Origin of the sequence: Segatella copri (assembly GCF_019127135.1) — a bacterium.
Lineage (GTDB): Bacteria > Bacteroidota > Bacteroidia > Bacteroidales > Bacteroidaceae > Prevotella.
The window spans coordinates 16,326-32,014 of the sequence record NZ_JAHOEA010000031.1 but is presented as its reverse complement, the minus strand read 5'-3'; the positions used below and the strand labels follow the sequence as shown (position 1 = coordinate 32,014).

Below are 15,689 nucleotides of genomic sequence, written 5' to 3'. Positions count from 1 at the left end.
TTTAAAAATCTGCATTTCAATATATTATAAATGTTGTAAATATATTTGTTCATACTCTTTTGCCACCTTCCTATAATCGTGGTATTTCATAACGAAAGAGATACTTTGGTGCGAGAGAGAGGTTAGATTTCCAGGAAGGAAAAAAGCCTGCTCGATGATTGCCACATTCTGAGATTCTGAATACTCAGGACTCACATTGATAATAGGACGTAATTCTGTTTCGCCAATAAACTCATAATATTCTTCCTCTCCTCCACCGATAACCACCGTACCACGTGCCATGGCTGCCAACGAATTCATGGATGGAGTATAACTGTAAAACTGATCTACCAGAACATCTGCTTCATCCAGCATCCGGCAATATTCATCATAGTCTACTCCTTCTACATATTTGAGTTCTATCTTACCAGGATATTTCTTTGCCAAGATTTCTACAAAATGAGCTATCTTTAAAGCACCTTTCAGATACTCGCGCTTGGGTTGTAAACCTACAAGCACTTTAATAACCTCACCATTCCCTTTCTGACGTTTTTTATCCACTACAGGAATTATCATCGGAAGAGGAATATAGTAAAGCTTCTTATGGAAATCAGGAACATCGTAGCAGAGATAATATTCATAAAGACAGGCTATCAAAGCATCAGAATGATAAGATACAGTATGCCAGCACTTATCAAACTGAGACATGAAATGAAAAGCCATACGCTCTTTATTCTCCTCGATATTCTGTAATTTACCATTCCAAAAAGTATCAGAATAAGCTGGAATACCCTTGGCCTGTTGTCTGAACAGATGTGGGTCATCGGCAAAACAGCCTTTAATGATTCGCTTATTGGTAAACTTGAGAAACCAGAATATCAGCATGTTCCACCAACCCATCAAAGGCACAAATTGATAGTTATGTACCTGAACAATATCATTTCCACATATCTTATGAAGATTGCAGACAATTTTCCACAATACCATAAGCCCACTCCATCTTCCATAACGCTCCATATTACGGCGCAAGTCGATGTCACGAGGAGAGTTGTGCCAATCATTGCCGTCGGACATCAGCGTTACCTGATGTCCAAGTTCTACTAATCCCTTCTTGAGAGTATTATGTAGCAAACTGGACTCACCAACCAACAGAATCTTCATAACTTTATATGATACTTATTTATAAGATACTTGAATATCAGAAATCTTAAGACAATTCAATATACCTATTTTCTACAATATAATCAGACTTGCGCAGTCCCATGCTTACCACCAGTTTTATGGCCATTTTCTCCAGGCAGAACTTCAATGGCATCCAGCGCTTTTCTTTTTCATCACGCCAAGGACTCATCGCTTTATACTTATCAAATTCTTTTTTCCATGGATGCTGGCAGTTCTTATACCATGGTTTAGGAATACCCGTAAAATGGATGATGGCCGGATGAGCCTGAGCTTCCAATATCTGTTCATCAAATTCCCAGGAGATAAGAGAATAACGCAAATCAAACCAATACTCATTCAGTACATTATATCTGATAGGTAATACCAACTTAGAATTCTTAAACAGATAGTTCAGTACATCCTGATCATGACATCTCAACCTTTCCTTATTAGATTTCACATAATCAAAGAATTTGAGAAGCACCTGCTTTTCACGCCAATATTTCAGATTGACAACTAACATACCTGCATTAAAATATCCCAAAGTTTGGGGATAACGCAAGCGATTATAGTGTTCTATCTTATTATTATAACTATCTGGAACAGCAGCAATTGCATAGTTTTCAACAGAAGTATTCCACAATTCAACAAGTTTATCCACAACCAGAATATCGCCATCCAGATAGATAACCTTATCAATATCAGCAGGCAGAATTTCCGTAAGATATAAACGATAATAAGTAGCAAACGAAGTTCCTACATGATCTACTTGAAAATCTAGACCAATTGGAAAATGTTTGAAGATATCATCATTAATTAGATAGAAATGAATATTTTGCTGATAACGGGCAGCTATGGTTCTGATAGAATCCAATAATGCAGCAGAATCCTGATCATGCAAGAGATGTACATTGACAACTTCTCCTCTGTTGCTCTCAAACAAAGAGGTCAACATGATACCGGTCGGCATGATATATTTACTATCAGTAGAACAAACTATTTCCATTTTTATGTTTTTTGTACTACTATTAATACGTAAATTAAATCTTTTTATTATCTTTGCAGTCATAAAAAAGAATAACTTATGCAGAAAGAATTAATATCAGAGATATCTTCACCATTAGTGAGTTTCATCATTACTACAAGCAACCATCAAAAGGAATATCTTGTAGAATGCATCAATAGTATCCTTCAGCTTTCGCTCAATGCCAAAGAGAGGGAAATAATTCTCGTTGATGATGATAGCGAAGAATTGGTAGCCAGCCAGATAAAAGAGTTGCTGGATAACCTGCTCTATTTAAGAATACCCGGCTTAGGCAGCAGTATGGCACGCAACTATGGCATGTACTTAGCCAAAGGGAAATACATCCAGTTTATAGAAGGAGATGATTATCTTCTTCAGCCAACCTACGAACATTGCCTTGACATCGTGAGATTCCACGAACCAGATATCGTTACATTCTGTTTCAGCAAGGATGATACAGGAGAACCATCTTACGAACTCCCTACCCCAATCAGCGGCACAGAATATCTCAACAACAATACCCTTTTAGGCTCAGCCTGTTCCTATATATTCCGCCGCGCCATTGTGGGTAGCCTGTTATTCTCACCAAACATCAGTTTCGGCGAGGACGAGGAATTCACACCACAACTCTTCTTACGGGCAGAACGAATATTCAAGACTCAGACCTCACCTTATTATAATAGAGTGGACAAATACGCACCTGGTGAATTAGAAAATAAGGATAAGATAGATATTCACATGGACAATAAACTGGAGATAATTCTACATCTTCAGAAGTTGCTCGATACGGTTCCTGTAGCAGAGCGCCAGGCACTCAACCGCCGTATTGCCCAGCTCTCGATGGATTATCTGGTTAACAATATCCGCTTGAAACATTCGTTGATATCCTTGAATCATGCCATCAGAAAATTAAGGAAACATGGGTTATATCCTCTTCCGAACAAAGAATATACCAAGAAATATATGATGTTCAGAAAGATGATAAGTACATACGTAGGACGAATTGCACTTCTCTTTCTTATCAAGAAATAAATGAATGAAGGCATAAAGATTTCTCCTATCCGGATTAGTATGCAGAGAGATAAGAGAAAATCCTATATAAAAAAAATAGAGCATTCAAATCACTTGAACGCTCTATCTTTATAATTAGATTAAATTTTCTAATATTATTTGTATAAGTAAAAGATGATGAAATGACGTTTCACAACGTCCGTTTGTTTTAACTGATGCAAAGATACGACTTTTTTTGTCTATAAAGTCGTAAATTATGCATTTTATGGTAGCGAAATATGATTTTTTACCCATAAAAAACAATTTTTACCCCTAATCTTATATTTTTTACCACATCATTCTACGATAGTTATAATATTCTTTCTGGTTCGTAGATCGAGATATTATTCTATAATAGCTGTCCATCCACCACCTGGTGCAAGATGTATCTGAAGTTTATCACCAGCGTTTATCTGCTGATAAGTATGCTTATAATCTGTAGCCTCACGATCTGCATTGATACCATCGGCAAAGATATTAGCCTTGCCATTAAGTTTTTCCAATTTATTAGTTTGAGTATTCCATTTCACTAATCGGGAAAGATCAACAGTAAGATCACGAGCCTGCCAATTGTTCATCGCAGCAATATACCACTTAGCGCCCTTTCTCTTGGCTACTACCACATATTCACCCAATTTACCATCCAATGGAACCACCTGATCATAAACTGTTGGTATCTGAGCTATGAAATCAGTACACTTCTGATTCTGCATATACTTAGTAGGACTGTCGGCAAGCATCTGCAAAGGAGCATCAAAGATTGTATACATTGCCATCTGGTGTACTCTGGTACCCTGGCTCATCGGATGGTCGTTATTGCCGAAGAACTGCGAGCGAACGGCATTCACCATAGCTCCAGGAGTATAGTCGAAACTTCCTGGCAAGGCGCGGAGATAAGGAATCGTCACATCATAGCGAGGCTGATCGTGCATAGGTCCATCACCAACACGAGGCTCCCATTTAGAATTCTCCAAGCCTTTTACACCCTCAAAATTCACAATATTAGGATAAGCAAACTGCACGCCAAACGGACGCATGCCATGAAGATCGAGCAAAAGATGATGCTTTGCAGCACATTCAGCCACCTCATATACTGAGTTGATGGCCTTCTGGTCGTCTCTATCAAAGAAATCCACTTTGAATCCCTTCACGCCCATATCTCCGTAATGCTTCATGATTTTCTCCATCTTTTCATGACCACGCTGAATCAAATTGCGCCATGAAGACCAGAGAATCACTCCCACACCATTCTGTTTGGCGTAATTGATGATATCCGTCATATCCATCTTATCTGAGAATATGAGCAAATTTTCCGGATCACTCCACCCTTCGTCGATGATGATATATTCAAGTCCGTTCTTCTTAGCAAAATCTACATAATACTTATAAGTCTCGGTATTGATACCAGCACGGAAATCCACACCTGTGATATTAGTGTTGTTCCACCAATCCCAAGCCACTTTTCCCGGCTTTATCCACGATGTATCCTTGATTCTGCACTGAGGACCCAGCAATTTGGCTATATCGTTACCAACCAATTGTTTGTCTTCATCAGTTACCAATACAATACGCCAAGGCAGCTTGGTAACTTTTTCTGCAATATAATTAGCACGCTCTGTGGGAACCAGATTCAACTGATTGAATCCACCCACCATCTCTTTTAATGGATAAGGAGGAAAGGCTGCATATATAGAATAATCAGAGACTGCAGAAGATGAAGCAGTTGAAGAAAACGTACCCTTCAGGAGATACATGCCGGGATAATTTTCCACATCAGCTTCCATTACAACAGCCTTCTTTCCCTCAGGCAGGCAAACGGCAAGAGGAGTGATGGCAAGCGAATCCTTATACATCTTAGACAATGGAGCCTCGTCATAATATGACTCGAAAGAATAACACCAGCGCTCTCCTCCCCGATTATCATTTACATAGGGTACGAAACTCTGATAGTCACCGGCAAAGCGATATTCAGAAGTTTCATTAATAACCTTGTTAATCATCTTTTTAGGAATAATGCGATAAGCAGCAGCATTCTGAAAAACCCGAAATACTACATCATATCCATTGCAGGAAAGGAGCAATTGCTGGTAGCCACCATTATCATCGTTTTTCAAGTTGGCTATAAATGCTTTACGCACTTTTGGATTCACGCCAAAAGTCTGTTTATCAGTCTGTAAGGAGATAACAGAAGGTTTTAATATCTGAGTTTTACCCTTGGTTATTTCCCAGGTTATCGACTTATCCACATCGATGTTAACAACCAGATTACCCGACAAGGATTTAACAGTATACACTTTTGCCGACAATGGCAGGCAGCATAAAGCCAGGATGGGAGTGATTAATTTTGTATTCATAACTAAGTTTTTTTGGTTTATCTAATGGTTATTAAACAAGCAAGAGTTCCATTCAAGAACGAGCAGAAAGCCACAAAGCCCCTAACCCAGGTATAAAAGCTTTTGCCCTTACATGGCGACAGGTTTGCGCCCATAATAACCCAGGGTGTTACCCTGGGCTAAGAGTTTCTGCCCTTTCAGGGCATGTGGAGCTTTACTTGAGGAACTTCCCGGTCTTTTTTATGAAAGAGAAAGCATCTTTTCGATAGGCTTCACAGCATCCTTGGCAATATCCTCTGCCACTTCCACTGTTGGCCAACCAAATTTCAATGCATTGTATATCTTCTTGAGTGTATTCATCTTCATATACTCACACTCGTTGCAGCTGCAGCCTATTCCACCCTCGCTTACCTCTGGAGGTACAGGATAGAAAATAACGTTAGGACAATTACGCTCCAGTTCATGCAGGATACCAGCCTCTGTAGCGATAATATACTCCTTGATTTCCGGGTGCTCCTGGGCATAGTGCAACATGGTGGCTGTAGAGCCCTTTACGTCGGCTACAGCAAGTACAGGTGCCTTACACTCCAGGTGAGCCATAACAACAGCCTCAGGATGCTCTTGCTTCAGTTTAACAATAGCCTCTACAGAGAATTTCTCATGAACATGGCAACCACCATTCCAAAGCAACATATTGCGGCCTGTAACGCTGTTTATATAGTTACCAAGATTATAGTCTGGACCAAAGATGATTTTTTCTTCCTGTGGGAAACTGTCAATCACCTTCTTGGCATTACCGCTTGTCACTACACAATCAGTCAGCGCCTTTACAGCAGCCGTGGTGTTTACATAGCTCACTACCTTATATCCCGGGTGCTCTTCCTTGTACTTTTTCAAATCCTCAGCCTTACAGCTGTCAGCAAGCGAGCAACCTGCATTCAAGTCAGGACAGATCACAGTTTTGTCAGGACTCAAGAGTTTGCATGTCTCAGCCATGAAATGTACACCACACATCACCATTACCTGGGCATCGGTTTCTGCAGCTTTACGAGCCAAAGCCAGAGAATCGCCCACGAAGTCGGCGATGTCCTGAATCTCACCTACCGTATAGTAGTGGGCGAGGATAATAGCATCTTTCTCCTTGCAAAGCTTTCTTATTTCAGCTTTCAAGTCCAAGGCTTCGTCAACAGGTTCGTCAACGTATCCCTTCTCAATCCATTCTTTTTTCACCATAACATTCATATTATATTTCTTATTTTATTTTTTTTTTAAAAGAGAATATAGAGATGATAATATGCCGTGGATAAGTGGATAACATTCTGCATAAAAACTTGCGTATTTCGTTATACAAGTCTTAATCCAGGTTATCCGCAGAGACATTTTATATCTTGTTCTTGTCTCTTAATGTTTTAACCGGTTTATCAACATTTCCCCAATTCGGTGCAAAGTTAATAAGTTTATATCTTTTTTCGGTAAAAAACTGCGAAAAAGTTTCTAAAAACTTAATAATATCTATGTGGATATACTCTTTTCATGGGTTTGAGATAGATATGTGTGGATATTTACAAACTTATTAAAAGGTTATTATTGGGGTTTTCCGTATACTTATCCACGCTTTTGTGGAAAACAAAAAAGAGCAGAAATCCATCAGGATATTCTGCTCTCTAGTCTGAGTTATTTATATGGTTGTTTTTGATTATAGGATTCTCATCTGTTCCATTCTATTCTATACCTATTTTTATATTGTTTTCTGATACCTTATTATATATAGGAGTTCTTATTTTCTATCTTTTGTTCAAAACAGAATCTATTTTTTCTAGTACCAGTTCTGGAGAGATATTCTTCATACATGCGAAGTCTCCCCTGGCGCAAGGCTTGTTACCATAGATGCTGCAAGGTCGGCAAGGTAAGTCTAACTGTACGGCATTGGCAGGATCCTGATGCCACCCCATGAAGCCTGCGTATGGATGGGTAGCTCCCCAAATGCTTACTACAGGGGTGTTGACAAGCGATGCCAAGTGCATGTTTGCACTATCCATGCTCACCATGACGTGTAGATGACTCATCAGGATGAGTTCCTGTTTCAGGCCATGAAGGTGAGAAGAAGCGTTAATGACCTGTGGATACTTCTCTGCCCAATCGTTCATCACTGGCGTTTCGTCTTTGCCTCCACCGAAAAGGAAGATATGAGCGTGTGGATGATTGTGGATAAGTCGCAGTATAACTTTTTCCATCAGTTGTATCGGATATATTTTTCCTTCGTGTGCAGCGAAGGGAGCTATACCGATCCATGGCTCTGTTATATGCTTGTCTTCTAGCGAGATAGCATTCTCTCCTATTCCGAATACCTCTTTTGGTAAGATATTCAAATCTCCTAGTTTTCCATCCCCATAGATAGATGTAAAATCCATGTGGATAGGATATCCAAGTTGTGCAAAAACATCGGCATAGTTTTGGAATGATGTAGGTTGCTGTACCAGTTTTTTGCCATTAGATGCTACCAGCTTGCGTTTTCCCTTGCGATGTTTGTCGATATGTGCAACCTTGAAGTTATCCAGGTTGAAACGCATACGCAGATAATCGGAACGCAGCACGCTATGCAAGTCGGCAATTGCTGTAAACTGTTTGGCAATCAATCGGCGATAGAGTGCATTGAGTCCTGTAACACCTTTATACTCTCCTTTTATGTCGGCTTCCATGAAACCGACGTTTGGAGCTAAGTCTTCAAAGAAAGGACGGGCAAAGGGACGACTGAGCACAGTAATTCTTACTTTCGGATATTGTTTTGCCAAAGATTGAATTACAGGTACGGTCATGGCTACATCGCCCATGGCAGAAAATCTAATTACCAGGATATGCTCAGTTTTCATCGTTTTTTCTTCTATATATATTATATAAGGTAAAAAAGAGAGCCATACCTCATTATTATTATATAATAAGGTATATGCGCTCTCCTATTCTGTTTCTTTTTATTTCTTGTAGAGTACAGGATTGGTTGAAGGATCGTTGTACATCTTCATCTGTCTGTAAACCTTCATGTATTTGCGTCCAGCCTCGATATCTTCCAAGAGTTGGTCGATGGCAGTAGAAAGGTCTACCTGCTGTTCCAGGAGCACATCCAGTTTGGCTTGGCATTTCGCTTTGTGCTCAGCCGATGCTTCCGGCCGTTCCACCTGCTCCTTCATGTGGTAAATCTTGAGGGCAAGAATACTCAGGCGGTCAACAGCCCATGCAGGACTCTCTGTGTTGATGCGTGCATCATCCAGAACCTTCACGTCTTTGTATGTTTCGCGGAAGTAAGTATCGATTTGCTCAACGAGGTCGGTTCTGTCTTGGTTGCTCTTGTCGATTCTGCGCTTTAGTACGAGTGCTTCAGTCGGATCGATTTGAGGATCACGGATGATATCCTCAAAATGCCACTGTACGGTGTCGATCCAGCACTTCAGGTAAAGGCGGTTCTCTATGCTACCTTCCTGGTATGAATTATTGATTGGTGTATCAATGTTGTCTTTGATATGATAATCGGCTATCGCCTGATTAAATATCTTATTGGCTTTTTCTGTAAATGTCATATGGATTTAAATGTTTAATTAATACCGTACAAAAGTAACAAAATAATCTGAAACGACCAACAAAAAAGGGAAAAATTGCTAAAAATATGCACAATTGGGGGGTATTTGTGCACCATAATGCACTTTTTTCGCCAAAATATTTGTTTATCTCAAAAAAAAAGTGTTCCTTTGCACTCAGATTTTTAATTAGAAATTAATTTATAAACATTTTAAAAGTTACAATTATGTCAGAAATTGAAAGCAAAGTAAAGGCAATTATCGTTGATAAACTCGGTGTTGATGAGGCAGAAGTTAAGCCAGAGGCAAGCTTCACAAATGATCTTGGTGCAGATTCTTTGGATACTGTAGAGTTGATCATGGAGTTCGAGAAGGAGTTCTCTATCTCTATCCCAGACGATAAGGCTGAGAAGATTGCTACTGTAGGTGACGCTATCTCTTATATTGAGGAGAACGCTAAGTAATTTAGCAACTAAATTATATTAAATGGAATTAAAGAGAGTTGTTGTAACAGGTCTCGGTGCTGTAACACCAGTTGGTAATACTCCTGAGGAAACTTGGGAGAGCCTCCTTGCTGGTAAGAGCGGTGCTGCGCCTATTACTCATTTCGATACAACCCTTTTCAAGACCAAGTTCGCTTGCGAGGTTAAAAACCTGAACATCAATGATTGGATTGATCGTAAGGAAGCTCGCAAGCTTGACCGTTATACCCAGTTGGCTATGATTGCTGCCATGCAGGGCGTAAAGGATGCTAATATCGATCTTGAGAAGGAAGACTTGAACAACGTTGGCGTTGTATTCGGTGTAGGTATCGGTGGTATCAAGACTTTCGAGGATGAGGTGAAGTACTATGGTACTCACGAGGAGAATGGTCCTAAGTTTAACCCATTCTTTATCCCTAAGATGATTGCAGATATCGCTTCTGGTCAGATTTCAATCCACTTCGGATTCCACGGACCAAACTACACTACAACATCTGCATGTGCTTCTTCAAGCAATGCATTGGCTGATGCCTTTAACCTGATTCGTTTGGGTAAGGCAAACATCATCGTTAGCGGTGGTGCAGAGGCTGCTATCTGCGCTTGTGGCGTAGGTGGTTTCAATGCTATGCATGCATTGTCAACACGTAATGATGACCCAGAGCATGCTTCACGTCCGTTCAGCGCAAGCCGTGATGGATTTATCATGGGCGAGGGTGCAGGTTGCTTGATTCTCGAGGAACTTGAGCACGCTAAGGCTCGTGGTGCGAAGATTTATGCTGAGATGGTAGGTGAAGGCGAGAGCGCTGACGCTTATCATATCACAGCTTCTCATCCAGAAGGTCTCGGTGCTAAGCTCGTGATGGAGCGCGCACTTGCTGATGCTAACCTCAAGCCAGAGGACATTGACTACATCAATGTTCACGGTACATCTACCCACGTAGGTGATATCTCTGAGGCTAAGGCTATCAAGGCTGTCTTCGGTGATGCAGCTTACAAGCTCAACATTAGTTCTACCAAGTCAATGACTGGTCACCTCCTCGGTGCTGCTGGTGCAGTAGAGGCTATGGCTTGTGTTCTTAGTGTGAAGAGCGATATCGTTCCTCCTACTATCAACCACGAAGAGGGCGACAATGATCCAGAGCTCGATTACAACTTGAACTTTACCTTCAACAAAGCTCAGAAACGTGAGGTTCGTGCTGCATTGAGCAATACTTTCGGATTCGGCGGTCACAACTGCTGTGTAGTATTCAAGAAGTATGCTGAATAATTTTATAGATAGGATAAAGCTCTCTTTCCGTAAGGATAAAGAGCTTTATTTGTCTTTATACGAAATCCTCGGTTTTTATCCTCACGACATCAACTACTACAAGATGGCTCTGTTGCACAAGAGCATCATGCATCGTAATTCTAAGGGAAAACCTGTGAACAACGAGCGGTTAGAGTTCTTGGGTGATGCGGTTTTGGATGCTGTAGTAGGAGATATCGTGTACCAGCATTTTCCTGGCAAGCGTGAGGGATTCCTGACCAATACACGAAGCAAGCTAGTGCAGCGTGATACGCTGAATAAGCTGGCACAGGAAATGGGCATCAACCAGCTGATTCTTTCTAATGGACACAGTTCTTCTCATAACAGTTATATGGGAGGAAATGCGTTTGAAGCTTTGGTAGGTGCCATTTATCTAGACCGTGGTTATGATGCCTGCATGCATTTCATGCAGAAACGTATCCTGGCACAAATGATAAACATCGATAAGGTGGCTTATAAGGAGGTTAACTTCAAGAGCAAACTCATCGAATGGAGCCAGAAAAACCGCGTAAAACTGGATTTCGTTATGCTAGACCAGCAAAAAGACAAGAATGGTAGTCCTATTTTCACCTATCAGATTGTACTCGAAGGTGTTGAGGGTGGAGTAGGTAAGGGTTATTCTAAGAAGGAGAGCCAGCAGGTGGCTTCTAAGGCTAGCTTGGAAAAACTGCGCAAGGAACCACAGTATATTGATGCCGTATTCTCGGCTAAAGCTAATCGCACCAAGATGGAAGAGGAACCTGTTGAAAACGTACCTAGCACAGAAGTGAAAGACGATTTCATCATCTCGCAGGATGCTGATTCGCAAAACGTACCGGTAGAGGAGAAGCACATCAATGTTTTCAAAGAGGAGGTTTTCACAGAGATATCTGCTGAAACAGCCCAGGAAACTGAAGTGCAGGTCGAGGTGAAGAATGAGAAGAAGGAGAGTGATGAGTTCGATTTGAGCGACATCACGGCTCAGCCTAAGGAATTATCAAGAGAAGAGATTATTGCGGCTGCTGAAGCGGCTGCTTTCGACAATGAAGAGTAAGCAGTATCTCTTTCTGGATAGAAAATATGATTTAACAGAAGACTCCCATAAGATGGTAAATATCGCCACTTATGGGAGTCTTTTGTGTTGTATATTTCCTTTTTCTATAGTTTATCTTCTCCTTTTGTATTAAAAAATAGTAAAAACTTTCTCTATATCAAAAGTTTGATTTACTTTTGCATCTACTTAAATGATATATATATCTAGATATGAGTTTAACAACGATAGTAAGTAACGTCTTCAAACCTCGGCAGAAGGAGTTGGAGAAGTATGTCTATGATGCAGAACATTTGCAGCATAAAGTGCTTATGCACCTCATAAATAAAGGAAAAAATACTGAATATGGTGTCAAGCATTTATTAAATACCAGCAACAATTATGATAAATTTGTACAGAATGTTCCTGTCAATACCTACGAGGAGTTGAAGGGTGACATCGATCGTATGCGTCATGGTGAAAAGGATGTTCTATGGCCGGGACTGATAAAATGGTACGCCAAGTCATCTGGCACCACCAACGATAAGAGCAAGTTCATCCCGGTTTCTCATGATGGCTTGCATGGCATTCATTATGCAGGAGGCTTTGATGCCGTAGCCTATTATCTGCGCAATAATCCGAAGAGCAGACTCTTTGATGGCAAGAGCCTTATCCTGGGTGGAAGCCATTCGCCTAACTATAATGTGTCGGATAGTCTGGTGGGCGACCTGAGCGCTATCCTCATCGAAAATATCAATCCGCTTGCCAATCTGGTGCGTGTTCCTAAGAAGTCAACCGCTCTCCTGAGCGATTTCGAAGTGAAACGCGACCTTATTGCCCGCGAAACGATGAATAAGAACGTAACCAATATCTCGGGTGTTCCTAGCTGGATGCTTAGTGTGCTGGTGCGTGTCATGGAACTTTCCGGCAAGAAGCATCTGGAAGAGGTATGGCCTAATCTGGAGGTATTCTTCCATGGCGGTATTGCCTTTACTCCTTACCGCAAGCAGTATGAACAGCTCATCACTTCGCCGAACATGCATTATATGGAGACTTATAATGCCAGCGAGGGATTCTTCGGGCTGCAGGATGATCCGGCAGACCCAGCCATGTCGCTTATGATAGATTATGATGTATTCTACGAGTTTATCCCTATGGACGAATTCGGCAGCGAAAATCCTACCGTTGTGCCTCTCTGGGGTGTTGAGGTAGGCAAGAACTACGCTATGGTCATCACCACTTCCTGTGGTTTGTGGCGCTATCTCATCGGCGATACGGTTCAGTTTACCAGCAAGAATCCTTATAAGTTTGTCATTACCGGCCGTACCAAGTACTTTATTAATGCATTTGGCGAGGAACTGATTATGGATAATGCCGAGAAGGGATTGGCTTATGCCTGCGAGAAGACGGGTGCTCAGGTTTCTGATTATACCGCTGCGCCGGTTTATATGGACAGTAATGCCAAGTGCCGCCACCAGTGGCTCATAGAGTTCTCTCAGGAGCCAGCCAGCCTCGAAGAGTTTGCCAGTCTGTTAGACCAGAAGTTGCAGGAAATCAACAGCGATTACGAGGCCAAGCGCTTCCACGACGTTACCCTTCAGCATCTGGAGATTGTGAAGGCCAAGCCGGGACTCTTCAATGAATGGCTGAAGAGCAAGGGCAAGTTGGGCGGACAGCATAAGATTCCACGCTTGAGCAACAGCCGCAAGAACATTGATGAGATGCTCATGATGAACAAATAAAACAGGCCGCATGCTTCTTCCGCCTGGGAGATGATGCTGCAATACTAAGAAGATATAAAGAATGATTCAATTGAACGACATAAAGAGCAAGTTGAAGGCAAATTCTCTGTTTCTGCCTTTCTACGTCTTAGCTTTCCTCATGTTGGCATCCTGTGCCAAGATGGGACAGCCGGATGGTGGCTGGTTCGACGAAACTCCTCCTAAGGTGATTGGAGCTTCGCCAGCCGACAAGGGCGTAAATGTGAAGCAGAAGAAGGTGAATATCTATTTCGACGAATATATTAAGGTAGATAATCCTACCGAGAAAGTGGTGGTTTCGCCTCCGCAGCTCGAAGTGCCTGAAATCAAGGCTTCGGGCAAGCATATTCAGATTTCTCTGGTAGATTCGCTCAAGCCGAATACTACCTATACCATCGACTTCTCCGATGCCATCAGCGATAATAACGAGGGCAATCCGATGGGAAACTATACCTACAGTTTCGCTACCGGCGAAGTTATCGATACGATGGAGGTGTCGGGATATGTGCTCGAATCGGAGAATCTGGAGCCTATCAAGGGTATTCTGGTAGGTCTTTACGCAGATCATGCCGATTCTGCCTTCAAGACCAAGCCTATGCTGCGTGTAAGCCGTACCGATAGCCGTGGCCGCTTTGTCATCAAGGGCGTGGCTCCGGGCTCTTACCGCATCTATGCCTTGCAGGATATGGATGGTAACTATATGTTCAGCCAGAAGAGCGAAAAACTCGCTTTCTCTCATGATATCATCGTGCCGTCAAGCAAGCCGGATGTACGTCAGGATACTACATGGATTGATTCCCTGCATATCAAGTCGATAGATCAGGTTAATTATACTCATTTCCTACCGGATAATGTAGTGCTCCGTGCCTTTACCGAACTGGTCTCCGACCGCTTCTTCCTCAAGGCAGAACGTCAGAAGGCCAATTGCTTCTCGCTTTATTACAGTTATGGCGATTCTATCCTGCCACAGATCAAGGGCTTGAATTTCAACGAGAAAAATGCTTTTATCCTGGAGAAATCGGAGAAGAACGATACGCTTACCTATTGGCTCAAGGATACAGCACTGGTCAACCAGGATACGCTGAATATAGAACTTACTTACCGTATGACAGACAGTACGGGCGTGCTCCGCAACCAGACTGATACGCTCGAAATTCTTTCGAAGGAACCTTACGAAAAGCGTATGAAGGCGCAGGCTAAGGAACTGGAGAAATGGACCAAGAAGCAGGAAAAACTGAAGAAGAAGGGTGAACCTTATGATAGCGTGATGGCTGTAAAACCGCTTGATGTTCAGATGAGTGTCTCTTCTCAGCTCGATCCTGACAAGAATGTTATCTTCACCTTCAATACGCCGCTTGCCAAGGCCGATACGGCAGGCATTCATCTCTATGCCAAGCATGATACGCTATGGTATAGGGCGCCGATGGAGTTTAAGCCGCTGGGCAACCGCAAGTATATTCTGAGAGGCGAGTGGCGTCCGGACATAGAATATAGTCTGGAGGTTGATTCTGCCGCGTTCCAAGACATCTACGGACTTGTATCCAAACCTGTGAAACAGGGTTTCAAGGTCAATTCCCTGGATACTTACGGCACGCTGCTCATTAATGTAACGCACGATTTCGACAATCATCCGCTCCTCGTTCAGCTACTCAATGCGCAGGATCAGGTGGTGAAAGAAGTGAAGGCTGTGAACGGAGTAGCCGAATTCTATTATCTCAAGCCGGAGAAGTATTACATGCGTCTGATAGTAGACCGTAACGGCAACGGCAAGTGGGATACAGGCTGCTATGATAAGGATGAACAGGCAGAAGAGGTATATTACTATCCAGACGTGATAGAATGCAAGGCTAAATGGGATTTAACCGAGAGTTGGGATCCTACGGCCCGTGAACTTTCCCGTCAGAAGCCTGGTGCCATTACCAAGCAGAAGCCTGATAAAGAAAAGAAAGTTAAGAACCAGAATGCGCAACGTGCCAAGAAACTTGGCATCGAGTACATTCCTAAATTATAAAGAGT

At 42.0% G+C, this 15,689-nt stretch carries 12 protein-coding genes; 6 read left to right on the top strand and 6 right to left on the bottom strand.

Features of this window, described 5'->3' with window-relative positions:
* Positions 1-24: 24 nt before the first annotated feature.
* Positions 25-1,140, bottom strand: a complete 1,116-nt coding sequence (locus KSW37_RS09400; protein WP_217314273.1) for a glycosyltransferase — start codon at positions 1,138-1,140, stop codon at positions 25-27.
* Between the two features lie 46 nt (positions 1,141-1,186).
* Positions 1,187-2,209 (bottom strand): glycosyltransferase family 8 protein, encoded by a 1,023-nt coding sequence (locus KSW37_RS09395; protein ID WP_217743444.1) that lies wholly within the window; start codon positions 2,207-2,209, stop codon positions 1,187-1,189.
* A gap of 15 nt (positions 2,210-2,224) precedes the next feature.
* Between KSW37_RS09395 and KSW37_RS09390 the strand changes: the two genes are divergently transcribed.
* Positions 2,225-3,196, top strand: a complete 972-nt coding sequence (locus KSW37_RS09390) for a glycosyltransferase family 2 protein (protein ID WP_217314271.1) — start codon at positions 2,225-2,227, stop codon at positions 3,194-3,196.
* A gap of 362 nt (positions 3,197-3,558) precedes the next feature.
* Here the strand turns inward: KSW37_RS09390 and KSW37_RS09385 are convergent, their stop codons facing one another.
* The 4 genes from KSW37_RS09385 to KSW37_RS09370 all read right to left on the bottom strand — a co-directional run bounded on the left by KSW37_RS09385 (position 3,559) and on the right by KSW37_RS09370 (position 9,119).
* Entirely contained in the window at positions 3,559-5,568 is a 2,010-nt protein-coding gene (locus KSW37_RS09385) for a glycoside hydrolase family 97 protein (RefSeq protein ID WP_217314270.1), read from the bottom strand.
* Positions 5,569-5,787: 219 nt separating this feature from the next.
* Positions 5,788-6,780, bottom strand: coding sequence for a quinolinate synthase NadA (nadA, locus tag KSW37_RS09380; RefSeq protein WP_217314269.1), 993 nt, complete (start codon positions 6,778-6,780; stop codon positions 5,788-5,790).
* 551 nt (positions 6,781-7,331) lie between these two features.
* The gene (locus tag KSW37_RS09375) at positions 7,332-8,417 is read right to left on the bottom strand and encodes a glycosyltransferase family 9 protein (protein WP_217314268.1); all 1,086 of its coding nucleotides are present in this window, start codon (positions 8,415-8,417) and stop codon (positions 7,332-7,334) included.
* A 99-nt stretch (positions 8,418-8,516) separates the two neighbouring features.
* Positions 8,517-9,119 carry a DUF4254 domain-containing protein gene (locus KSW37_RS09370; protein WP_217314267.1) on the bottom strand — a complete coding sequence of 201 codons (603 nt, stop codon included), beginning with the start codon at positions 9,117-9,119 and terminating at the stop codon, positions 8,517-8,519.
* 224 nt (positions 9,120-9,343) lie between these two features.
* On the opposite strand from KSW37_RS09370, the gene KSW37_RS09365 reads away from it, so the two are divergent.
* From KSW37_RS09365 to KSW37_RS09345, 5 genes are all read left to right on the top strand, one after another.
* A complete protein-coding gene (locus tag KSW37_RS09365; RefSeq protein WP_006848240.1) occupies positions 9,344-9,580 on the top strand; it encodes an acyl carrier protein in 237 nt (78 codons plus the stop codon).
* 22 nt (positions 9,581-9,602) lie between these two features.
* Complete coding sequence (gene fabF, locus KSW37_RS09360) at positions 9,603-10,865, top strand: beta-ketoacyl-ACP synthase II (protein ID WP_217314266.1); 1,263 nt, start codon at positions 9,603-9,605, stop codon at positions 10,863-10,865.
* Positions 10,855-11,937, top strand: a complete 1,083-nt coding sequence (rnc, locus tag KSW37_RS09355) for a ribonuclease III (RefSeq protein ID WP_217314265.1) — start codon at positions 10,855-10,857, stop codon at positions 11,935-11,937. The genes fabF and rnc overlap by 11 nt, the downstream gene beginning before the upstream one ends.
* Before the next feature lie 209 nt (positions 11,938-12,146).
* Positions 12,147-13,655: a GH3 auxin-responsive promoter family protein gene (locus tag KSW37_RS09350; protein ID WP_217314264.1), complete on the top strand. Its 1,509-nt coding sequence runs from the start codon at positions 12,147-12,149 to the stop codon at positions 13,653-13,655.
* Positions 13,656-13,716: 61 nt separating this feature from the next.
* Positions 13,717-15,684: an Ig-like domain-containing domain gene (locus KSW37_RS09345; protein ID WP_217314263.1), complete on the top strand. Its 1,968-nt coding sequence runs from the start codon at positions 13,717-13,719 to the stop codon at positions 15,682-15,684.
* The last annotated feature ends 5 nt before the right edge of the window (positions 15,685-15,689 follow it).